Origin of the sequence: Micromonospora sp. CA-263727 (genome assembly GCF_050942455.1) — a bacterium.
Classification (GTDB): Bacteria; Actinomycetota; Actinomycetes; order Mycobacteriales; family Micromonosporaceae; genus Micromonospora.
The window spans coordinates 6,921,312-6,943,793 of sequence record NZ_CP192031.1 but is presented as its reverse complement, the minus strand read 5'-3'; the positions used below and the strand labels follow the sequence as shown (position 1 = coordinate 6,943,793).

Sequence of the window (22,482 nt, the reverse complement as noted above, 5' to 3'; positions counted from 1 at the left end):
GTCGAACTGTTGGCGCCTGTCCGTTGCGCCAAGCGAGCATCGCGGCCAGTTGCTTCGGCGGTTTCGCCCGCGCCGTGGCGAGCCTGGCGTTGCCGAACCTGCGGATGTCGCAGCATTTGCTCCGGGACACCGGCCGCAATCCGGCTCCGAAGGCCGTCACTGCGACGCCGCCACGCGTCGCCCTGCCGGATCCCGTCGAGGGCCTGGGCGACCATCTCGATTTGCCGCGGATGCCGCAGCCTTGGTGGCCGGCGATCTACCGGACACTCGCGGAGTACGCCCAGTCTCAGCTGACCCAACTGGACCCAGTGCACCAGTTGGGTCCGTGATCATCTCCGCGAGCAGGGGCTGCCGGTCAGCCGCAACGCCGTCGGGTTCGTCGTGCGGGGCACGTCGATCGGCGGTTGCCCGTTGCACCGTCAACCCCCCCACCGACAGCCGACGAGATCGCAGCGGCGTTCGTCGGCAACGTTCTCAGCCGCGATGACGCAGCGGAGATCACGTTCGCCGACGATGAGATCGCGACGGTTCACGCCTGGCTGGGCGCACCACCTGACAACAGCAACAGCGCCGAGCAGATAGGCCGGACGGAAACCCCTTCGTAGGGTGTTCCATCGCGGTCGCAAGCGAAGGAGCGGCGATCACGCTGATCACGATGGCGGGGATGACCGGCGAGCTGCACAACTACTGGGTACAGCAAACCCGCTCTACCCAGCTCTGACTGTCTACCACTTGGCAGAGCCGCGCAGGCCAGCCAGATTGGCCGGCCTCCACGGCCCTTCGTCTGCCCAGTCACAGTTGAACCGACGGCCAGAACGCCGCAGCGGACTGCGACCTCGGGTCATTCTGGGTGTGCCCGTTTGCCTAGTTTTGCGTGCCTATCGTAATAATAGCCCTCGATGGCTCATGGGAGGAGCCCTTCCTGGAGATCCTCGCTAACGAGCGACGCCCGTTCTGCGGCAGTTGCCCACGCAACCTGGCTGCCGCTGGAGGCCCGAGACACGACGAGGACGTTGTCGATCCGCTCGGCGACGGCACGCATGTGAGTGATCACAGCGACTAGTCGACCGCCGAGGGTTTGCCGGGACAGTGCCTCGATGGCGTCGTCGAGGCTGTCCGCGTCGAGCGTGCCGAACCCCTCGTCGAGGAAGAGTGCATCGACGCGGCCTCCAGCTCGGCCCGCCAGCTCGACGATGGCTAACGCCAACGACAGGCTGGCTTGGAAGGTCTCGCCGCCGGACAGCGTGCGGACGTCGCGTGGTTGACCGGTGTGCCGGTCGATGATGCGAAAGTCCTCGGCGAACGCGAACCGGCGTCCGCTCATCGCGAGCAGTTGTTCGGTGGCGAGTGCGAGGAAGGCGCGCTGTCGTTTGGCTACGACCATTGCTGGGAACTGGGCGTTCGCCAGCAGGCCAGCCACTTCACGGAGCGCTTCCACGACGGGCGTCGCACGGGTGATCCGGTCGTCGAGGTCGGCGGCGATGGGCAGTTCGCGTCGGGCTCTGGTCAGGTCGCGCTCGGCGCGGTTCGCGTCGGAGACCGCCTCCGCCCATGCGTCGTCGAGCGCGTCAGCGTCCAAGGCACCTGCAGTGTCCAGCACCGCGGCGGCGGCCTTTTCGTGGCGGGTCACTTCGCCGGCCGCCCGGGTTGCGGTGGTAGCCAGGGTGTGCGCCGTCTCCTCGACGGTGTTTTCGAGGACCGCGCTCCACTCCGCCACTTCGGAGAGGTGTTCGGCCCAATGCTCGAAAGCGGGCAGGGCCGGAACTGCCACTGTCATGTCGAGAGCGTCCACAGCGTCGCGAAGCGTGCTGTGCAGCGTCCGTAGCTGCTGCTCGATCGGTGCAGCAGTTCTCTCGACCTGCTCCAGATGGCGGGTCGCCAGTTCCGCCTGCTGTTCCCGGAGGCCCCCGAGGTCGGACGTGAGGTCGGCGTGACGGTTCGCCAATTCCTCGGCGTTGATGGACCACGCTTCGATCTGACCGAGCATGCGTTCCATCGACTCGTCGTGCAGCGGTACCGGAAGGTGGTAGAGGGCCGGGAGCTCCAGAACGCTGGCGGTAAGCACGTCGAACTCGTCACTGAGCCGTTTCCGGTCCGCGGTGAGTTCGTCATGACGGCGTTCGAGCGCGACGCCGGTGGCCTCATGCGCGGTCTTGGCGACTGTTGCCGCGACGCGGGTAGCCTGGGCCTTTGCCGCTGTGACCGTCTTACGTTCGCCTGCGTCCGACATCTGCTGGACGAGATCTCGGAACAGGTCGTCGTCCGCGACGTCGTCACTGGGTGAAGTATCCAGCTCAAGTAGCTGTTGCAACTGGGCACGTGTTTCAGCGAGTTCGGTGCGTTTGGTGTCGACCTTCGTTCCCAGCCGCTTCGCCTGCTTGGTCTGTTCGCTCAGCGTTGCCTGATGACTCGCGCGACGAAGTTGTACGTCGAGAAAGTCCTGACGTCTGGCTTCGGCGGCTTCCTCGAGCGGCCCCGGCTCGGGCGCTCGTGGGGCGACGTAGTCCGGCGGGAGGCTTCGCTCGCAGATCGGGCAGGGGTCGCCGGGCGTGCATGTCGAGGCGGCGAACACGGCAGAGCTGGCCCGCACCGCAGCGTTCAGCGTCTCCTCCGCCTCGCGCTGCCGGAACTCCGCGACGCCGATGGCTTCCTCCACCTTGAGGATGTCGTCTTGGGTGGCCGCGGTGGTCGTCTTGAGTTCGGTCAGCTCTTTCTCAGCGCCTTTGAGCGCGGCATGCCGTCGTCGGAGTTGCTGCACGAGTGTGCGAGCGTCGGTTAGGCGCCGCTGAAGATCGTTGACAGTCTCGGCGGCGGTGCTGGCTTCGGTGTCGGCCGCCGTGGCGGCTGTGGCCAGTCCATCGAGCACGGGCTGCTGCCGCTCGAAGACCGTAAGCTCACCGGCCAGGTCCCGCTCGACGTCTGCGAGTCGTCGCTGTTCCTGAATGAGCCCGGGGAGTCGCCGGCGCGTGGCCTGTAGGATCGTGCGAGCGTTGACCAGCGCGGCGGGGCTTCGTCCCGCGGCGTCCGCGATCGCAATCTCCTCCTCAGCCTGCCGCACCTTCTCCTCTTGCACGCTGATGGCTTCCACGACCTGCCGTCGTGCGAGGCCGATCTCCTCTGCCCGGGTGGCCAACTGATGCAGGTCGCCGGTACCGGCGGTGAGCTGGTGCTGCCGAATTCGATCGACATGGGTCGTTGCTGCGGTCGCCAACGCCTGGGCCTGATCGCGGTTGCGTGACGCGGTCGAGTGTTCCTGACGTGCGTTCTGCAGGCGGTCACGCCGTCCGGCCGCGACCGCGAGCTGCCCTGCCGCCGTTTCGGCGGCTGCTGCGGGGTCGGGCAGGAGCCGGTCGCGATCGCGGTGGAGGACGTCGAGCTGGGGCCGGAGACGGTCGTGGCATTCGGTGGCTTCCGCACGGACGGTGTCGAGCAGGTCGATGCCGAGGAGCCCCTTGAGGATCGCAGTCCGATCCTCCCGGTTGGTGTGGAGCAGTGCCTGGAATCGGCCTTGCGGCAGTACGACGGCCTTGAGAAAGGCGTCGTGGGTCAGTCCGAGGAGCCGTTCGATGGTGGCGTTGACCTGTTGTTTCGTGTCGTATCGATGCCCGGTGTCCACGCAGATCAGTTCGTGACGCGACGGCGGCGATGTCGCCCGGAAGGCAGATCGCGTGACCTGCCAGGTCTGGTTGCCGCATACGAAGGTGAGGCGGACCTGCATTGACGGCGCGCCGTCGGCGATCAGGACGGTAGCGTTGCGCTTGTCCCAGGTGCATCCGCCATACAAGGCGAAACAGAGCGCTTCGAGGATGGACGACTTCCCGGCGCCGGTATCACCCAGGATGGCCAGCAGCCCGACGTCGCTGAAATCGATCGCCTGCTCGGCGGTGTAGGACCGCAGTCCACGGATGGTGAGCTGCAACGGCCTCATCCCGTTGCCTCCGCCCCATCGGCGGACCCGCTGACCAGAAGAGCCTCCTCGGCGAAAATCGCCTTGGTTCCGGTGTCCACGGCGTCGATCAGCGTTGTGAACGTCCGCATTACGGTGGCCTGATCGGCTCGACGTGTTCCGCGCTCGCCGAGGTACTCGGCGAACAAGCCGGCCAGGTCGAGGTCCGCCTCGGTCGCCGTACCGTCCGAGGACACGATCTCGACCTGTTCACCCGCGATAATCGGATCGACCTGCAAGACCGTGGCGCGGGGCAGGAGCTGCCTGACCTGCTCGTTCAGCGTGGGCACGTGGACGTCGGTCTCGACCGCCAGAAGACACAGATCGTCACCGACTTGTGGTGCCACCGCGGCGAGATCGGTGAGCGTGCCACGGAATTTCCGTAGTCGGCGCCCGCCGCTGAGCTTCACCGTCTCGATGCGAGCCGGCCTGCCAGGTTCCGCCTCGACGAGGACGACGCTCTTCTCGTCGTAGATCTCCCCGAAGTCCAGTGCGATCGGCGAACCGGCGAACCGGCCGGTGACCTTTCTGCCCGGCAGCGGCTGAGGCTTGTGTAGGTGGCCGAACGCGGCGTAGGTGACGGACGGAAGGTGGTCAAGGTCCGTCGCGTACACGTCGTCGACGTGCATGCCGCGCTCGCTGCCGCAGTACTCGGCGCCTCCCACGTGGAGGTGGGCAGCAAAGACCGCGAACTCGGTGCGGGGATCGAAGTTGTCCATCAACACGCTGCCCAGCGAGGCTTCGATGCCGCGGATCTGGGCGTTGTAGTCGGTGCCCCAGCGTGAGGGGTCGCCGAAGCCGTCCGTCATCTGATGCGCGTGCTGGAACGGAAGCGCGGCCAGACGGACCGTTTGTCCGTTGGCGGTCGGGAATCGGAATACAGAGTGGTTCGGATCAAGGCGGTCGACGAAGTGCACCCGGCTGGCATGACCGGACAGGCGTCCGAGCAGGTTGAACACCGCGAACAGGCTCGGCGAGTCATGGTTGCCGCAGACCACCACGACCGGCGCGATGGATCCCAGCTCGGCGAGCACTTCGCCGGCCCGAACCATGTCCTCGGTGGCGGGACGGCCGTGGTCGAACAGATCGCCACTGTGGCAGATCACGTCGGGACGGAACGATCGCGCCACGCCGACGATCTCGGCCATGACCGCGTCGTGGTCGGTGGAACGCGAATGGCGGTAGAGCGTTTTGCCGAGGTGCCAGTCCGATGTGTGCAAGAGCTTCATCGTCATCCTTGGGGAAGAAGGGAGTTCGGCGAGGTGACCACTTCGTGTTTGGTCATAGGACTACCCTGCGTGACTCCAAGTTTGGCAGAACATGGAAGTAAGTCAAGTGACATGGTAGCGTTGGGCTATGCCAAGCATGGCCGAAGTCAGGGCGGCGATGGCGGACGTTGCTGCACTCCAGGAGCGGCTGGCCACGGCGCTGAGCGCGGAAGACCACACTGAGGTCGATCAGCTGCTCGTCGAGTTGTCAGTGGCCGAGAAACGTCGTAACCGAGTCCTGCAACGAGCCTCTGCGGGGAAGGCGGGAACGTTCGACGCCGCTCCGCCGGTGCGGGAGCAGGTGGCCGCCGTGCTCGGACTGCTCACGAGGCCGTCCTCGGTCTCCCTCATTCGGGACGTTGCCGCCGGGCGGTACGGCGAGAACATCCAGCCGAGCCGCCTCGCATCACTGCGCCGTGACGAGCAGCGGTCCTGGCGGGCGGCACACCGGGACGACGGAGGCACCACGCGACCGTTGGGCCGTCCGGTGTACGTCGTGCCGGCGCTGACCTACGACCGCTTTACCCCGGTGCGTGGGATGCTCGCCCTCTCGAGTTGGCCGCTCGAGGTCCGCCTCATCGCGCCAGCGAGCCCTCGTGTTGACATCCTGCATGTGACTATCCGGCTCATCGGCGAACTCGACCGCGCGGGTGACGCACCCTGGACACCCAACCTCCGCCGGCTCGTCTGGCGCTTCGCCCGCTCGGTGGCCGGCGCAATGGATAGCCGACGCGGGTTCGACTACGCCCATGTCCGTGCTGCCGCAGAACGCGAACTGCAGCAGATCGCGGACGCCGATACCGCCGAACGCGAGCAGGCAGCCCGCCGAGCTCGTGCTCAGCTCGACAAGGACTCTCAGCTGTTCGGCACGAACCTGCGACTGGCCGATCAGCCCTCCACGGAGGCTACTGGATGATCTTCACGGACGCTCGCGAACGTCTTGAACACTTTCGGGGCGACTTTCCCGCCGAATCGATGGACGCCCGCCGGATTGCCGGTCTCCTCGACGCACCCGGCTGTCCTCGGCGTCAGGTTGTCGACGCCGCGTCAGTCTCGTTGGAGAAGCTGGCCGAACTAGTCGGATGTAAACCGCTGGTACCCAGTCCGTTCGCGCTGCAACGAGGGATCCGGTTCGAGCAGAACGTCATCTCGGACGCCATGACGCCGCTCGTCCCGCTCGTGCGGGAGCATCTCGGGCTCGACGTTCGTGACGTCCGCCAGCAACTGCTGTCCAAGCCCCAGGCCCGATCGCAGTACCCCGCGATTAGGGGTGCGCAGGCCGTCAGGGAACTTCGCTTGCGGCTGACCCGTGAGGCCGTCGAGGCGATGCTCGACGGCGATCAGCACGCCATCAATCTGCTACACCATCCGTATCTGGAACTCTCACTCGGAGACATGCCCGCGCATCTCGAACCTGACCTCCTGGGCTACGCAGCCGTGCAAGCCCTGTCGCCGATCGAGATCAAGTCCTTCCCGTGCATCGATGGCGTCGCCGATCCCGTCAAGACGGCCGAAGCAGCTCGGCAGACCGCGGTGTACGTCATCGCGCTACGCCGCCTTGTCGACTCCCTCGGCCACGAACCGGACCGGGTTGCTAGCCGGGGCCTGCTGGTCATGGCACGCGACTTCGCCCTCACTGCCACGGCAAGCGTTCTCGATCTCCGACCTCAGGTATTGCGACTCAATCGACTGCTCAACGACTTCCCTCATGTCACTCATCTCGCGCCTCGGGTGCCAACGAGCATCAGTCTGCCGGCACTCCCGAACAAGGACGCGAGCAAGCAGCAGCATGACGCCGCGAAGCAGGCGAAGGAGGCCATCGGAGCGCTCGACATGCGCTTCGGTGACGGCTGCCCTAGCTGCGCCCTGTTCGACTTCTGCCGCGGTCAGGCACGCAGCGAAGACCAGGTCGCGCAACTGGGAACCGAAGCAGCGAACCTCTGCGGCGACGTCGGGACGGTCGGCCACGCGCTCGCCCTCGCCTCGGGCGAACGGGCGCCTATCGGCTCCGCCGAGTCTGCCGTTGCCGACGAGCTCCGTCGCGCCGCAGCCGCAGTGCAGCTGGCAGGTGTCTCAACATGAGCGTCGACACCTACCTCAGACTCAGAGCAGTCGCTCTCGGCCGGGCCCTACCGCGCGCAACTCGCCGGCACGTCCACCTGGACCCGGCAGCCGAACCACTGGTCGTCGTCGGTTATCACATGCCAGGCGACCTCGGCGCTCCCATCGGCCTGATGTACGGCACCCATCGCAACGGCCCGCGCACCGCTGTCGTGGGCGAGCCGAGAAATGGCAAGCTGCGATTCCAACAACTCGCGGACTTCGCCATGGATCTGAACGGCTACTTCGGCCGGTACATCCAACCAGTGCTGCCACGGCCAGCCCGACGCACAGGGAGCGCTCGCCGACTTCCACCCGCGCCTCAGCTCATTGTGCCGAACGCGGCTACCGCCCAGTGGTTGTGCGACGTGATGGGTCGCAGGCTGCGTACGCTGGACACCGAGGGCGAATACGCGGTTCACCCCGCGCTGCCGAGCATCGGGGCGCACCTCTCCTTCTTCGCCAGTCAACGCGTCCCCGGCTCATCACTGGTACTGCCCTTGACCGACCTGCTGTCACAGCATTGGGCGACAGGGCAGCTAGACGCGCTTGACGCCGCCCTAGCCGTGCAAGTGGCGTGGATCGACAATCCGGCCGGAATCGAGGACGCCGAGGGCGCCGGGTCCGCAGGGCCGGTACCAGATGGCGACTGGGAGAAGACGCACCTCAGCGACGCGATTAAGGCGTACCAGCGCCTCAGCGACAGCGGCAGCAACATCACCCGCGCCAGCGAACCCATGAAGATTGCTGTCGAGGCTGCGTTGCAACCGGCTTGGGAGGCTTGCTGGGACGCCGTCCAACTGCTCGACGGGCTTCCGGACGCGGACAGCGTTGAAGATCGTTGGGAGATGGACCGCTATCAGTGGCATAGGCACGCCGAACGTGTACGCGCTAACAAGGCATACTTTAGCCGGCGCCCACAGCAACTTCAGGGCATGCGACTGCTGACAAGGCTTGAGCGCCTCACCGCCAACCTCACCCGCGACATGGCCCTCGATGACCCTCTGGTCATGGCCAACTACATCGCATCTGGAGATGCCCTGTCGGGCGAGATTACCCGACGTGACGCTGCAGGAGACCGGCCGTCGTTGTCACTCCGGCCCGATATGCCATTCCGTCGTCCCGTCGGCACTGAACTGCACTGGTTCGCCGAACCTGTACGAAGTCCCGATGGCGTCACCAGACCCATGGTGACAGTCGAAGTGATCTCCGCCGACGAGAAGAACGTTGAACTCCGCGTCGTTCGCGGTGCGGTCCGCAAAGACCGGCGGCGTCTCCTACCGCAGATCGGCGAACGAGTCATTTTCTCCCAGTTCGGACGTCGGGAATTCCGCCGGGACACGCTGCCGGCCGAGCTGCCGTGGACGCACGTCGGAGTCGAGGGAACCAGCCGATGACTACCGCCGTCCCTCCCGCCGCGCATCACCAACTCGCCACCGATCAAATCTGGCAGCACCTGCAGGGCGGCGACCGGGCCGTGGTGGTGAACTCCCCACCCGGGGCTGGGAAGTCGACTCTTGTGCAAGTCACGGCTCAACGCCTCGCCTCGACCTCGCAGGTCCCGGTCATCACTCAGACAAACGTTCAAGCCGACGACCTCGTCCGAGGATTCAGAGAACGGCTCGCTTCTACCGGCCTCCAGATCGGGCGCTTACACCGGGAAGGCTACGACCCGCCTCCGGATTGGCGCGCCTCTAACGACATCCAGGATCTCGAAGACTGCCAAATCATCGTTGCTCCGGCGGACAAATGGGCATACATCGAATGTGACGAGCCATGGCAGCTCGGCATCATCGACGAGGCATACCAGGTCTCGTCATTACACCTTGCCAAGATTGGATCCCGGTTCAACCGTCTACTGCTCGTCGGGGACCCTGGTCAGCTGAGCCCGTTCAGCCCGGCCGAAGAAGCAGCGCTGCGGATGACAGGAAGCTGGCCACTCGCCACGGCTGCCGGCACGATCCTAACCAATCATCCCCAGACACCATGTGTCCAGCTTCCCGTGTCCTGGCGGCTCCCCGCGAGTGGAGCGAGCATCGTTTCCTCCAGCTTCTACACCCAACCCTTTCGAGCCGGCACAGCAGAAGAGGAGCGTGGACTCTGGTCGCCTATTCGAACAGCCCGGAGCGGCCGCTTGGAGCAAGTCGTCCAGACCGCCCGACAGCACGGATGGTGTCTGGCCGAGCTTCCGCCAGCCCACCTTCCTCGGACTGATCCCGAATGTGTTCAGGCCATCACCGAGATCGTTCATCACCTGCTTGTCAGCCGAACCCAGTTCATCGATGGCGACCAGCAGCACCCTCTCGCGCCAGAGCACATCGCTGTTGGTGTCACCCACCGAGACCAACGTGCGCTGGTCCGCACCGCAATCGATCGGATGAGCGGCACCCTCGGCGTCGGACCGGGATCGATTACCGTCGACACAGCAAACCGACTGCAAGGCCGCCAGTTCGAAGTCGTCATCGCGTGGCATCCGCTGTCCGGACGACGGGACACATCCAAGTTCCATCTTGAGGCAGGCCGCCTGTGTGTCCTCGCATCTCGTCACCGTCAGGCTTGCATCGTCGTTACCCGAAGCGGAGTCCGCGCACAACTCGACTCGTTTCCACACAACGAACCGGTATGGCTCGGCGCCGCCCCTCCCGAAGTCGATGGGTGGGAAGCCAACCATCGTTTTCTCGACCTGCTCAGTCCGATGAGAGTCAAACTCTGAACGGCTGGCCGCGACCGTTCCGGCGGGCTGGGGTCCGATCCGCCGAGGATGCGGCGGAACGTGCGCGGGCTGCTGCCGCTGCACCCCTGGACGAACAGTTGCCATGATGACGCGCTGGTGAGGGTCGTCGGGGCACGGGTGGGCCGGTCCCAGATTCGGTGCGAGTGTTCACGCTGTGGGCTAACCCTGCCCCTTCGTTGAGGGGTGTCCACAGACTGGGCCGAAATGGAAGAAGTGCCTTCTGATCAGGGAAAATGGGGCTTGTCGAGAGTCCCATGTTCCTGTCACGGAAGGCACTTGCTGGGTGAAGGCTACCGCAACACGTCCGAAGACCACGGTGACCGGGGACGGGCGGCCAAGGTCGGGCTGGTGCGGGCCTGACCGACCACATGTTGCTTCTGGCGTTAGCTGGGCCGCGAGGAGGGATTAGCGTTGCGCGGTTGATCAAGCGGGTGGTGCGGATCAGCTGGCCGGCCATGGGGCTGGCCTCGGTATCGACTCGACCTGTCTGGTCGGTTCTTTGTCCGTGTGGTTGTTGACCAGTGAGCGTGATGCGACAGCATGTAGTGGTGCTTGAGGACCCGATTAGATGGCGCAGGCTTGTTGCCGAGTACGGCGCGCTTCGCCAGCCGGGCTCCGGGCTGACCCGACAAGCGCGTGGCCAACGGTTCAACGGGATGATCGCCGAACTTCTGACGAGCTTTGGTCTGCGAGCGAAGTCGGATCAGCGGAGCGTCGGCGAGTTGGACGTTGTCTTCAGCCACGCGGGCCGGCGCTACATTCTGGAGGCCAAGTGGGAGCAGGCCAAGACGGGGACGGGGCCGATCGCGAAGCTCCAACGACGCGTCGAGCAGCGCATGGCAGGGGTGACCGGGGTCTTCCTGGCGATCAAGGGTTTCACCGACGAGGCCAAAGACGAAGTCGACAAGGGCCGGCGTCTGGATGTGCTGTTGCTCGACCAGTCCCATTGGGAGGCGATGCTCAGCGGTTTCGTGCCGCCGCAGGAACTCTTCGAGCTGGTCACTGACGCCGCTTCCTTCCACGGCCGCGCCTACACACCACTCAACGAACTCCTGAAGCATCGACCCGAGACGCCCAGAGTGACGCGCGAGCCGGTAGCGAAAGGCGCGGACGGACTGCTGCGAGTCTTCACCGTCGGCGCCGTCGATCATGCCGATGTGCGGCGTGCGGGAGTCGCCGTCGACCGGGGTGGCAGACCCTTGCTGACCCTCGAACAGGGCATCCTCGCGGTGGACCTGCCGGCTCAACGTTCCAAATGGGTTGCGCCTGTCTTCGGCTGCAGCAACGGTTCGCTGGCCATGGCGGATGGGGCGCTTCTCATGGCCCGGGGATATGGCGTCGGCCGGTGGGCGGCGGGCCAGCTGACCGTGGTGTCCAGTGGGGCAGCGGACCTCGACGACAGCCACTTGCTGATGAATCCCGACGGATCAGCCTGGTGTCTTGATCGAGGATCGGCAGGGGTCGCATCGGCTCGCTTGATCAGGCTGGGCACGCAAGTCGGCGATGAAGAATGGTACGAACTGCCCCTTGCGGTCACGGCGGCAGCCTGGCTGACCAGCACCAGACTGGTGGTGTCAGACGGAGCCGACCTTCTCCTACTGTCATCGCAGCTCGACGTGGAGCGACGTCTGCCGGCACCGGCAGGACCTGTGCTTGCACTGACCGCCCTAAACGAACGGCAGGTCGTCACGGTCTCGGACGATCTGACGCTGGTGCGGTTCGACCTCGACACGCAAGAACACAGACCGCTGGGCCGGCTCAGCAGCATCGCCGGGCTCCCCGGCGCGCTCGTCCGCCGCACCGACGATTCGCTCTTCGTCATCGGGCGTCACCGCGCCAAGGAGGGTTACTTCGCAGTCGCGGAGGTCGAAATCGTCGGCCACCGGCCTGCCGACGGCGGGGTTTCTCGCCGGCCGGAGCCGGAGGTCGGTGGCGGTGGTTCCTGGGTCTCACCGGTTGAGGCCACTCCACCTGCACGAGGCAGGGTTAGGGCAGTGGCGAGAGCGGTCGCGGGACCACCAGCGGTTCGGGTGCCCATCGAACGGCCCCTGGCGGCGGATGCCGGCGTGCCCGTCAATCACGGCATGTCGGCCGACGAGCGCCTCACCGAGCAGCGCCGTGGCTACGCCGACGGTGTAACCGCGGCCGTGGCTATTCCCCTGTACGCCCTTGAGGGCCTCCTTGCCACCAATTTCGAGATCGCGAGCTGGCTGAGGCCATGGCGAGACCACTGGGACCGCATCGTTTCTGGGCACGCTGTTCACGGGGAGACAGTGCCGGACTGGGTACCATCGATCGCACAGTTCCTCGGGGTCTACGCCGCGCCCGCTCGCGTGGCGCATGCACAGCTCACGCCCTCGGTGTCCTATGTCGTCGGCTTCGCCGATGGGTTGAGGACCGCCTGGCAGGACGCTGTCCGCGGCCGGCTCGTTCCTGCGGATCGAGAGACGCTCAGCCAATGGGTTCGTACCCCACTGTCGCGGCCCGGCTTACCGATCGGCCTACACACCATCACCGACCTTCGAACCGTCGCGGGGCGGGCCCGCAGGTTGAGGACCTGGAAGTGGATCGGGCGCAGCCTTCTGTGGCTGGTGACGCTTGTGTTGGGTGTAGGCGAGATCGGCGCGATCAGTATCACCGTGACCGGGCAGTGGGAGCCGAACACCGTGGCGAATGCGGTGATTGGCAACGCCTGCTTCGGTATCCCCTTCATCGGTCTCCTCTGGTTCGCCATCTGGGACCTGCGACGACTGGTTGACGGCGGCCAACCTCCACGCCGGAGCCCCACGCCGTCACAACCCACTCGGGAAGATCGGCCCACGCCCAGAGCTGAAGCGGTGAGCACCCCGACGGAGCCGCTGGTCGAGCCGCCTCGTGAGCATGGCGACTGGGTGCTCTCCCGTCCGGACCGAGGCAACCCACCCGCGGACTATGTCGCATTCGCCGCAAGCAGCGGCATGTACTGGACGATCGTCGGCATCACCACACTCCTGATCACCCTGCTGGCGATGATCATCGCCACAGCCGACATCCCGCTCATCGCCAAGGCCCTGCTGGGCCTGTTCGACGCGTTCCTTGTCTTTGCCACCATCGGATTCGCCAACATGGCCAGGAACCCCACCCGCCTGGAGATCGGCAGGGCGGGAATTCAGGTCTACAGCCGCAGCGGGACCTACTGGCTCCCCTGGCAGGCTCTGGATCGCGTCGAGATCATGCGTCTCGAAGCAGGCACCCGCCACCTCGTGGGATGGTGCACCAACCCTGAGCTGTTCCCGGAGTCCACCAGCAGCGGCGGAGGGCCGCGCTTCCTGCCGAAGCTGAACGCGGTCGCCATCTGCCCCCTCAACACCCTCCATACTCGCCGCCACCTCGTCGCCCGCGCGCTCCAGACATACGGCGGCAACCGCTATCGCAGTCCCAGCAACTCCTAACTCGCTCGGCTGAATCGGCCAAGTCGCGCTCAGGGCGGGCGAATCGACACCCCGGGAGGTCCGCCATCGATCGCCAGTCGGGGTCTCAGCGCTGCTCTATCCACGACCGGTCGGGGGACTGACAGCCGCAGCACATGACGCAGCAAGCGTCGGTTACATAAGGGACAAAAGCGCACATAGCGTCCGACAGTGTCGGTTGTGGAGGGCGGATATTGACGGGGCCTTCCCGCGCGAACGGCGAGGGGGCAGGCGAGCCGGGCGTGGTAGCGCCCCCGACGGGAGAGGAAGCGCGATGTCGAAGAGCTTGGGCCGACGGAGGACGGGCACGAAGGACCGCAGGCTTCGCCCTGGCCGGTCTCCGCGGTCGTTGACCGTGGTCCGTCCGGTTTCGGCGCACCCCCCGGTTCCGGCGGGCCAACCGACTTCGGCCGTGGCATTGGCTGGGACGGACAACCCGGTTGCGGGCCTGAGTCAGATCCCCGCGCCGACGCCGGTCTTCCGGCCTTTCTGGATGGTGGGCACAGAGCCCTCGTGGTGCGTGTTCGGCCACTTCGACGATGACAAGCTGGACGAGCGGCGTCACGAGAGTGCCGCGGTCCAGATGCGGCTGTCATTGGCCGATGCCCATGACCACGGTGCGAAGATCCCCGTCGAACGCCGGTACGAGGCCGCGCGGTTGCACGTCAAACTCGTTCAGCGGCCCGCCGAGGTCGAGCCGGCCCTCCGGTTCTTCCGTGACCGGTGGGCCGAGGAAACCTGGTTTACCTGCACCGTGGCGGAGGCCAGCGACCTCGCGAACAAACTCGTCTCGGCAGCCGAGCGTGGGGAAGAACCCCTACCGATCGCACCACCAGCGGCCGGGTCGCCCTTCTGGTCGACCGCATCGTGCCCCTCCTGGTGCCAGGCAACGCACGACGTCGACGGCTTCTACGAGGACCGGGTCCACATGCCCGACCTGTGCGAGGATGCAATGGTTAGGGTGGATCTGCATCTGGAACGTGCGACCGCCGACCGCCCGGAGTGGCTTGAACTCATGGTGTTCCGCCACTACCGCGAGTCGATCGGGACGATCGACATAACCAAGTCGCAGATGGCCGGCATCACCCTCACCCCCGCGGAAGCCCGTACCCTGGCCGGCGAACTGCGGCGTCTCATCCACGACAGCCAAGCGGCGCCACTGCTGCCCAAAGCACCGGACACCGCCGTCACACCGGCGCACCACCCCGTCCCGTTGCGGTACGAGCGCGGCACCGCCCACTATCCGTGCCCACACCGAATCACATGGTGCGACGGCCACTCGAAACGAGAGATCCTGGACGCACGAACACCAGGAAACATGCTCCTACACTCCATGGTCATCGACCGCGTGCCAGGCGAGGGTTGCAGTGACTCGTACGTCAAGGTCGCGTTGGAGCACGACGACGACCCGAACCACGCGCCGTCCGTCTACCTCACCACGAAGGGCGACGGCACTGATCTCAACGGGCGTGGCGTCGACCGACTTATCGCGGCCCTGCGACACGCACGTGCCGCCATCGTCGGCAGCAACGTCGACCCGACCCCGGCTGATCTACCTACAGCAGCGGCGACTCGTACGGCCTCGGTGGCAACCGTCGATTGGCAGCGACACGCAGCCCAGCAGTCCCCCAACGCCGCCTAACTACCGCCGAATTCGATGAACGCCGATGGTGGGTGGATGCCCGTACGGTGGCGGCGAGCTGATCGTGTGGTGCTCCGTTGGTGCTCGGATGTTGGGCACCGCATCAGCACGGGCGCGACTGTTCCAGCATCGCAGCGGTTTCACCGCCCGCCGATGGTGGTGGCCCTTGAGCCCAACGCCTGGACCAGCAGAAACGAAACACCACTCCGTCTGGACGGAGGCGGCTGAACCAGTACGTTATAGGAGTCTGCGACAGCTTTAGGGATGCTTTGCCCGGCTCCGACTACGGATCAGAAGGTTAGGGGTTCGAGTCCCTTCGGGCGCGCAGACAGCCTTCTAGCAGGCCATATGGCAGCTAGGGGCTTCTTTCCGGCTAGCCATCTGCAACTACAGAGCCTTACTACCCGTCCATCCGGGTGGATTAGCCTGCCGGGTCATGGAGGCATCCGATGTCCGGATCGAGCTGGTTGTCGATCCGGCCCGGCCCACCGGGCGTACGCTCCTGGCCGGTGGCGTCGAGCAGTCGTACGTGGATCTCGCCGATCCCTCGTACCTGCACTTCGAGTATGTGCGCCGGATGGCCGCCGTGGTCGATCTCGCCGCGCCGGCCGGTGGGCCGCTGGACGTGCTGCACCTCGGGGGTGGCGCGTTGACCCTGCCGCGCTATGTCGCCGCGACCCGGCCCGGCTCGGCGCAGGTGGTGGTCGAGCGGGATCCGGCCGTGGTCGAGCTGGTCGAGCGCGACCTGCCGCCCCGGCCGGGCGGTGTCGAGATCCGCGTTGGCGACGCGCGGGAGGCGGTCGCCGCTGGCCCCGTTGGCGCGTACGACCTGGTGCTCGCCGACGTCTACCGGGCGGCCCGGATGCCGCCGCACGTGGCCACCGTGGCGTTCGCTGCGGAGGTCGCCCGGGTGCTGCGACCGGAGGGCATCTACCTGGTCAACGTCACCGATCTGCCGCCCCTGGGTCTCACCCGGGTGCAGGCGGCCACCCTGCGAGCGGTCTTCGCCGACGTGTGCGTCGTCGCCGACCGGCGGATGCTGCGTGGCCGGCGGTACGGCAACATGGTGCTCGCTGCGGCGCTGCGCCCGCAGCGACTGCCCGTGGCGCGCCTGGTGGTGCGGGCGCGGCGTGATCCGCTGCCCGGTGAGGTGCTGCACGGGTCGGCGCTGGACACGTTCATTGCCGGTGCCCGGCCGCGCACCGACGAGAGACCCGGATAGCTCTACGGCGGCAGCCCGGATGATCTCGTAAAGTTCCGGGGCCGATCGACAACTGACCTTGCGGAGCCTCTATATCAATAGACGATCATTGATATAGAGGCTGATTGGTGTGATACTCGGTGGAAGCGCTCCCAAACCGTCCCTGAGAGCGCCTCGGAACGGAGGATGCACCGTGCGTACACACCACTCCCATCAATCCGGCCGGCAATCCCGGTCCGCCGTCCGCCAGCCCATTCGGGTGCTGGTCCTGGCACTCACCATGGTGGTCGGCATGCTGCCCTGGGCCGGTGCCGCCCAGGCCCACGGCACCGTCATCAACCCGGCAAGTCGTGCCTACCAGTGCTGGCAGGCCTGGGGTAGCCGGCACATGGATCCGGCAATGCAGACGCAGGACCCGATGTGCTACCGGGCGTTCCAGGCCAACCCCGACACCATGTGGAACTGGATGAGCGCGCTGCGGGACGGCCTGGCCGGGCAGTACCAGGCCCGTACGCCCGATGGGCAGCTGTGCAGCAACGCCCTCTCCCGCAACGACACCCTGAACCAGCCGGGAGCGTGGCGGACGACGACGGTCAGCCGCAGCTTCACGCTCCAGTTCTACGACCAGGCAAGCCATGGCGCTGACTTCTTCCGGGTCTACCTCACCCGGCAGGGGTTCAACCCGACCACCCAGCGCGTCGGTTGGGGGAACGTCGACCAGATCTTGCAGACCGGGCGGTACGCGCCGGCACAGAACATCTCATTCAACGTCACGACTTCCGGACGCACCGGACACCACGTCCTCTTCGTGATCTGGAAGGCGTCGCACATGGACCAGACGTACATGTGGTGCAGTGACATCAACATTGTCTGATCTGCGCGGCCGATCAATCATCGCTCCGCTCCGGCCCAGGACGATGTCCTGGGCCGGAGTTCGGGGCTGATTCCGCCGTGATGGGGACCGCCCCTGATCGCATTCCGGGCGGCCTGTCGACGTCTCCGTACGGTGCACCGCCGGCACGAAGCACGGTAGCCTCGGGTGGGTGCGGATCATCGCGTTCCTGGCCGTCTCCATCGTCGTGCTGACCGCCGTCCTGCTGGTTTCCGTGGCAGTGACGGCCGGTGCCCGACGCCGACGCCATGCTTCGCAGATGTCCGCCCGCTGGGTGGTGCGCCACTACGCCATCCCGGGGCGTGGGCACACCGTCGTCGGGGTCAGCCTGACCGACGCGGACGGCCGGGTGCACGGTGAGCACGTGGTCGCGCGTATCCCGGACGCCGCCCAGGACTGGCAGCGTGACTTCGTCACGGCCCGTCAGGAGGCCGAGGAGCGCGCCTTCCACCTCAACATCGACCGCCCACCGATCGAGGGCTGAAGCGCCCTGCGGGCACCGAAAGCCTCGACGGCAGGTGGCGGACCTGCGCCACCCGGGTCACCCACCCCCCCGTCCCGCTTCCGGAGCCGGGACTGGTGGGACAGCGCGGCCGGGCGTCCGTGGCCTAGCATCGATGTTTCCGCTGATGTCGTACGGCGGGTTGGCCTCAACTCACGGGGATTCGGAAAATTGTTCTCTTCTCACAGCCGCAGCGCCTTCACCAGAGTTGCCGTCGCGTCGGTCCTGGTGCCGGCCATCCTGGTCGGTGCCGGTGCTCCGGCGGTCGCCGCGAGCAACACGCTGACCATCACCACCTTGGACCGCAACGGCAAGAAGGTCACCGTCAGCACGACGGTGGTCAACCTCGCCACCAACGAGAGCCGCTCGGTCAAGTCCAACACGGCCAGGAAGTTGCCGAAGGGCAGCTACGCGGTGCTCGCCTCGGTCAGGACCGGCTCCGCGGCGACGCTCGGCGCGCGGACCGTCAAGGTCTCCGGTGCCAGTAGGACGACCGTGGACGCCCGCAAGGGTAAGAAGATCACCATCGGCCTCAGCCCGGCGCTTACCGGTGACGGGATCTGGACGCGGACCGCGGCGCGGATCTGCACCAGGTCCGACTCCGCCAGCTATCACGTCGAGGCTTCGGACTGGGGCGACGGCAGCCTGTACGTGATCCCGAACACGTCGAAGAAGCTGGCCTTCTCCGCGATGCGGCAATGGAGTGACGGCTCCGGCCTGGTCGACAGCTACGTGGTCATGCAGACCAGAAGCAGCGGCGTCCCGAGTGGACTGTCGAAGACCTTCAAACGGTCCTCGCTGGGCACCGTGAACGTGACGGGCCGGCAGGGTCCGAGCGTGACCACCGGTGGCAGCGACCTGGCGGTGCAGCCGATCGAGCGCGTCTGCGGCAGCCAGATGTACGCCGGCCTGTTCAACGCCGACCAGCCGTACCGGACCAAGGTGCATCTGTCACCCGGCAGGTGGGACATCCGGGCCAGCAGTTCCTCGGAGACCAGGAACGGCTCCAACGTCAACGTCGGCGGCTACATGGTGTCCCGCAAGATCGTCGCCGGCAAGTCGTACGACCTGCACTTCTTCCGCTCCGCCTGGGGGCCGTCGGCGCAACTGCCGGTGGTGCTCGGCGGCCGGATCTCCTACTCGCTGAACGGCATGTTCGCCGATCCCGGGTTTCCCCGGTACAACGTCGAGGGTGGCGACAAGGCGACCGCGACCCTGACCTTCGGCGGTAAGACGGTCAAGACGGTCAGGGACAAGGGCTGGGAGCCCAACGAGAAGTACCTCGAGTACAAGGTGACGAAGTCCGGTTGGTACAAGCTCACCAACGACGCGAGCCGCTACTACCCGGAGATCATCTCGCCGGCCGGGATGCTGTCGCCGAAGACCAGCGTCACGTACCGGTTCAAGGCTAAGCCGAACACGTCGGTGACGGCCCCCGTCTACGCGGTCACCATGCTGCCCATCGGCCTGAACCTCTACAACCGGGCGAAGCCGGGCAGCAGCACCGACGTCAGGTTGAAGCTGAGCCGGTCCAAGTTCTACGTCGACGCCAAGCTGGGCACGAACCCGAAGGTGAAGACGGTCACCGCGAAGGCGTCGTTCGACGGCGGCAAGACCTGGCGGTCGGTGAAGGTCAAGAAGGTCGACGGAACGTGGACCGCCGCGGTCGGCAATCCGACCTCCGGTGCGGTCTCGCTGCGGGCCCGGGTCACCGACACCACCGGCGGCTACACCGACGTGACGATCATCCGGGCGTACGCGATCGGCTGAGCAACGGCGGGCATGGAGGCGCCTCCGGCGAACCGGGCGACCGGGGGGTTGCCGGAGGCGCGTGCAAGAGACAATCCGCCGGGTCGGCGGTAATGGTTGTGATGTCGAGCACGCGGGGTATCCGGAGCGACCTAGACTACGGACGCCGCGCCGTCGTGGCGACAAACGTGCTCGTGACACCGGAGGTCATCGTCGTGCCGACGCCCACCACCACTCTGGCCCTCGGGCCGGACTGGCTCGCCCCGGAGTGGCTGATCTCAACGTTCGGGCTGCTCGGCATCCTCGTGATCGTCTTTGCCGAGTCCGGCCTGCTCATCGGCTTCTTCCTGCCCGGAGACTCGCTGCTCTTCACCGCTGGCCTGCTCGTCGCCGACGGCAAGTACATCACCTACCCGCTCTGGCTGGTGTGTCTTCTCATCACCATCGCCGCGATCGCCGGCGACCAGGTCGGCTACCTGTTCGGGCGCAAGGTCGGGCCCGCGCTCTTCCGCCGCCCCAACTCCCGCCTGTTCAAGCAGGAAAATCTGCTCAAGGCCCACGAGTTCTTCGAGAAGTACGGCGCACGTTCCATCGTCCTGGCGCGGTTCGTGCCCATCGTCCGTACCTTCACTCCGATCGTCGCCGGCGTCAGCCGGATGAACTACCGCACCTTCGTGATCTACAACATCATCGGCGGCATCCTCTGGGGCACCGGGGTCACCGTCCTCGGCTACTTCCTCGGTCAGATCCCCTTCGTCAAGAGCAACATCGAGTACATCCTGATCGCCATCGTCGTGATCTCCGTGCTCCCGATCGCCATCGAGCTTCTCCGCGCCCGGCTCGCCGCCAAGCGCGGCACCACGCCGGAGGAGCGGACGGCGGCCGAGCAGGCGATCCGCGAAACCCGCCAGCACTTCGACAAGCACTGACGCGCCGTCCAGCCGGGCAACGGGCCGAGCCGGACTCCCGGCCCGGCCCGTTGCCCGGCTGGCGGTGGTCAGGGGCTGGCGGCGAGGAAGACGAAGGCGGCGAGCAGCACCAGGTGTACGCCGCCCTGTAGGAGGGTGGCCCGGCCCGGCACGACGGTCAGCACGCCGGTGATGACGGTGAGGGCGAGCAGCGTCATCTCGGTGCCGCCGAGGCCGAGCAGTAGCGGCCCCTCCAGCCAGATGGAGGCGATGGCGATGGCGGGAATGGTGAGGCCGATGCTGGCCATGGCCGAGCCGAGGGAGAGGTTGAGGCTGATCTGTACCCGGTCGCGGCGGGCGGCGCGAGCCGCCGCGAGGGTTTCGGGCAGCAGCACCAGCAACGCGATGATGACGCCGACGAACGCCGGGGGCAGGTTGACGGCGGCGACGCCGGATTCGATCGCGGGTGAGACCGACTTCGCGTCGCCGACGACGGCCACCAGGGCGACCAGGAGCAGGCCGAGGCTGGCCAGGGCGCGGCCGGTCGTGGGTGGGTCGGCGTGGATTTCTTCGGGAAGTACCTCGCCCTCGCGGTTGACGGGTAGGAAGTAGTCGCGGTGTCGGCCGGTCTGCACCATCAGGGAGTGTCAAGTTAACGGCTGATCTTGGTTGTTGAGGTGGTCAGTGGTTGGCCGGGGTGAGCCGGCCTTCGAAGGCGATCTGGAAGGCGTTCAGAGGTGCCTTCCAGCGCATGGTCCAGCGCCGGCGGCCCGCGCCGGTCGGGTCGAGGCTCATCAAGGCCATGTAGACGCACTTGAGTGCGGCTTGCTCGTTCGGGAAGTGGCCACGAGCTCGCACGGCCTTGCGGATACGGGCGTTGACCGACTCGATCGCGTTCGTGGAGCAGATGACCTTGCGGATCTCGACGTCGAAGGCGAGGAACGGTACGAACTCCGCCCAGGCGTTCTCCCACAGCTTCACGATCGCCGGATACTTACGGCCCCACGCCTCGGCGAACTCGAGGAACCGCTCGGTGGCGGCGTCCTCGGTCGGTGCGGTGTAGACCGGCCGCAGCGCTTTGGCGATCTTGTCCCAGTCCTGCCGGGCGGCGTAGCGGAACGAGTTGCGCAGCAGATGCACCACACACGTCTGCACGATTGTGCGCGGCCAGACCGTCTCCACCGCCTCCGGCAGTCCCTTGAGCCCGTCACAGACCAGCATGAGCACGTCGGCCACGCCGCGGTTCTTCAACTCGGTGAGCACGTGCAGCCAGTGCTTGGCGCCCTCGCCGCCGTCACCGGCCCAGATACCGAGGATGTCACGGTGGCCGTCGACGGTGACCGCCATGGCCAGGTAGATCGGCCGGTTCGCGACCTGCCCGTCCCTGATCTTGACGTTGATGGCATCGATGAACACGACCGGATACACCCGGTCCAGGGGCCGGTTCTGCCACTCCGCCATGCCGTCCATGACCTTGTCCGTGATCGTGGAGATGGTCTGCTTGGACACCTCAGCGCCGTAGACCTCGGCCAGGTGCGCGGCGATCTCCCCGTGGGTCAGGCCCTTAGCAGACAGCGACAGCACCATGTCGTCGACACCGGTCAGGCGCCGCTGCCGCTTACGCACGATCTGCGGCTCGAACGTCCCCGCCGCGTCGCGTGGGACCCGCACCTCGACCGGCCCGACGTCGGTGAGCACCGTCTTGGTCCGGCTGCCGTTACGGGTGTTCCCGCTACCCCGACCCGCCGAGTCATGCCTGTCGTAGCCGACGTGGTCGGTGATCTCCCCGTCCAACGCCGATTCGAGGACCCGCTTCGTCAACTGCTGCAGCAGCCCGCCCTCGCCGGTCAGCTTCAGCCCGTCCCCACGAGCCCGATCGACCAGCATCGCGATCAACTGCTCATCCGTGACCGCACCCACCGGCCCCACGGCCGGCTGTCCCACGGTGGCCTCGGTCGTCATCTGGCGTCTCTCCCTTGATCGGTCAATCAGCCGTTATTTGTACAGTCCCCTTCCACGCCACCATCACAATCTTCGAAAAAGGACTTGACCCCCGCACAAAACGCTAAACGCAACAACGTTGCCATCCTG

15 protein-coding genes and 1 pseudogene are annotated in these 22,482 nt (G+C 66.4%); 12 read left to right on the top strand and 4 right to left on the bottom strand.

Annotated elements, in window-relative coordinates; translation table 11 throughout:
* Positions 1 to 74: 74 nt before the first annotated feature.
* Positions 75 to 329, top strand: a complete 255-nt coding sequence (locus ACQPYA_RS30550; protein WP_433530441.1) for a hypothetical protein — start codon at positions 75 to 77, stop codon at positions 327 to 329.
* Between the two features lie 575 nt (positions 330 to 904).
* Here ACQPYA_RS30550 and ACQPYA_RS30545 read toward each other — a convergent pair.
* Together ACQPYA_RS30545 and ACQPYA_RS30540 are read right to left on the bottom strand one after the other, a co-directional pair.
* On the bottom strand, positions 905 to 3,919 hold the full coding sequence (locus tag ACQPYA_RS30545; protein ID WP_433530440.1) for an AAA family ATPase: 3,015 nt from the start codon (positions 3,917 to 3,919) through the stop codon (positions 905 to 907).
* 5 nt (positions 3,920 to 3,924) lie between these two features.
* Positions 3,925 to 5,175, bottom strand: coding sequence for a metallophosphoesterase family protein (locus ACQPYA_RS30540; RefSeq protein ID WP_433530439.1), 1,251 nt, complete (start codon positions 5,173 to 5,175; stop codon positions 3,925 to 3,927).
* Positions 5,176 to 5,302: 127 nt separating this feature from the next.
* Between ACQPYA_RS30540 and ACQPYA_RS30535 the strand changes: the two genes are divergently transcribed.
* From ACQPYA_RS30535 to ACQPYA_RS30485, 11 genes are all read left to right on the top strand, one after another.
* Positions 5,303 to 6,130 (top strand): hypothetical protein, encoded by an 828-nt coding sequence (locus ACQPYA_RS30535; RefSeq protein WP_433530438.1) that lies wholly within the window; start codon positions 5,303 to 5,305, stop codon positions 6,128 to 6,130.
* Positions 6,127 to 7,296: a hypothetical protein gene (locus tag ACQPYA_RS30530; RefSeq protein ID WP_433530437.1), complete on the top strand. Its 1,170-nt coding sequence runs from the start codon at positions 6,127 to 6,129 to the stop codon at positions 7,294 to 7,296. The genes ACQPYA_RS30535 and ACQPYA_RS30530 overlap by 4 nt, the downstream gene beginning before the upstream one ends.
* Positions 7,293 to 8,711 carry a hypothetical protein gene (locus ACQPYA_RS30525; protein ID WP_433530436.1) on the top strand — a complete coding sequence of 473 codons (1,419 nt, stop codon included), beginning with the start codon at positions 7,293 to 7,295 and terminating at the stop codon, positions 8,709 to 8,711. The genes ACQPYA_RS30530 and ACQPYA_RS30525 overlap by 4 nt, the downstream gene beginning before the upstream one ends.
* The gene (locus ACQPYA_RS30520; RefSeq protein ID WP_433530435.1) at positions 8,708 to 10,027 is read left to right on the top strand and encodes an AAA family ATPase; all 1,320 of its coding nucleotides are present in this window, start codon (positions 8,708 to 8,710) and stop codon (positions 10,025 to 10,027) included. The genes ACQPYA_RS30525 and ACQPYA_RS30520 overlap by 4 nt, the downstream gene beginning before the upstream one ends.
* Before the next feature lie 569 nt (positions 10,028 to 10,596).
* Positions 10,597 to 13,479, top strand: a complete 2,883-nt coding sequence (locus tag ACQPYA_RS30515) for a restriction endonuclease (protein WP_433530434.1) — start codon at positions 10,597 to 10,599, stop codon at positions 13,477 to 13,479.
* Positions 13,480 to 13,909: 430 nt separating this feature from the next.
* A complete protein-coding gene (locus tag ACQPYA_RS30510; protein ID WP_433530433.1) occupies positions 13,910 to 15,139 on the top strand; it encodes a DUF6907 domain-containing protein in 1,230 nt (409 codons plus the stop codon).
* 436 nt (positions 15,140 to 15,575) lie between these two features.
* Entirely contained in the window at positions 15,576 to 16,361 is a 786-nt protein-coding gene (locus ACQPYA_RS30505; RefSeq protein WP_433530432.1) for a spermidine synthase, read from the top strand.
* A 238-nt stretch (positions 16,362 to 16,599) separates the two neighbouring features.
* Entirely contained in the window at positions 16,600 to 17,214 is a 615-nt protein-coding gene (locus ACQPYA_RS30500; RefSeq protein ID WP_433530431.1) for a lytic polysaccharide monooxygenase auxiliary activity family 9 protein, read from the top strand.
* Between the two features lie 169 nt (positions 17,215 to 17,383).
* Positions 17,384 to 17,716 (top strand): hypothetical protein, encoded by a 333-nt coding sequence (locus ACQPYA_RS30495; protein ID WP_433530430.1) that lies wholly within the window; start codon positions 17,384 to 17,386, stop codon positions 17,714 to 17,716.
* Between the two features lie 189 nt (positions 17,717 to 17,905).
* Complete coding sequence (locus ACQPYA_RS30490) at positions 17,906 to 19,504, top strand: hypothetical protein (RefSeq protein WP_433530429.1); 1,599 nt, start codon at positions 17,906 to 17,908, stop codon at positions 19,502 to 19,504.
* A 194-nt stretch (positions 19,505 to 19,698) separates the two neighbouring features.
* Positions 19,699 to 20,412: a DedA family protein gene (locus ACQPYA_RS30485; protein ID WP_433533693.1), complete on the top strand. Its 714-nt coding sequence runs from the start codon at positions 19,699 to 19,701 to the stop codon at positions 20,410 to 20,412.
* 68 nt (positions 20,413 to 20,480) lie between these two features.
* Here the strand turns inward: ACQPYA_RS30485 and ACQPYA_RS30480 are convergent.
* Positions 20,481 to 21,032: pseudogene (locus tag ACQPYA_RS30480) on the bottom strand (ionic transporter y4hA); the annotation flags it as partial.
* 40 nt (positions 21,033 to 21,072) lie between these two features.
* Positions 21,073 to 22,278, bottom strand: coding sequence for an IS256 family transposase (locus ACQPYA_RS30475; RefSeq protein WP_433533476.1), 1,206 nt, complete (start codon positions 22,276 to 22,278; stop codon positions 21,073 to 21,075).
* Positions 22,279 to 22,482 lie beyond the last annotated feature (204 nt).

What these genes read in the sequence shown, in the direction of transcription:
- ACQPYA_RS30540 (WP_433530439.1), bottom strand. Translation starts at nt 5,175, where the DNA reads ATGAAGCTCTTGCACACATCGGACTGGCACCTCGGCAAAACGCTCTAC.
- ACQPYA_RS30535 (WP_433530438.1), top strand. Translation starts at nt 5,303, where the DNA reads ATGCCAAGCATGGCCGAAGTCAGGGCGGCGATGGCGGACGTTGCTGCA.
- ACQPYA_RS30530 (WP_433530437.1), top strand. Translation starts at nt 6,127, where the DNA reads ATGATCTTCACGGACGCTCGCGAACGTCTTGAACACTTTCGGGGCGAC.
- ACQPYA_RS30525 (WP_433530436.1), top strand. Translation starts at nt 7,293, where the DNA reads ATGAGCGTCGACACCTACCTCAGACTCAGAGCAGTCGCTCTCGGCCGG.
- ACQPYA_RS30520 (WP_433530435.1), top strand. Translation starts at nt 8,708, where the DNA reads ATGACTACCGCCGTCCCTCCCGCCGCGCATCACCAACTCGCCACCGAT.
- ACQPYA_RS30505 (WP_433530432.1), top strand. Translation starts at nt 15,576, where the DNA reads ATGGAGGCATCCGATGTCCGGATCGAGCTGGTTGTCGATCCGGCCCGG.
- ACQPYA_RS30475 (WP_433533476.1), bottom strand. Translation starts at nt 22,278, where the DNA reads ATGCTGGTCGATCGGGCTCGTGGGGACGGGCTGAAGCTGACCGGCGAG.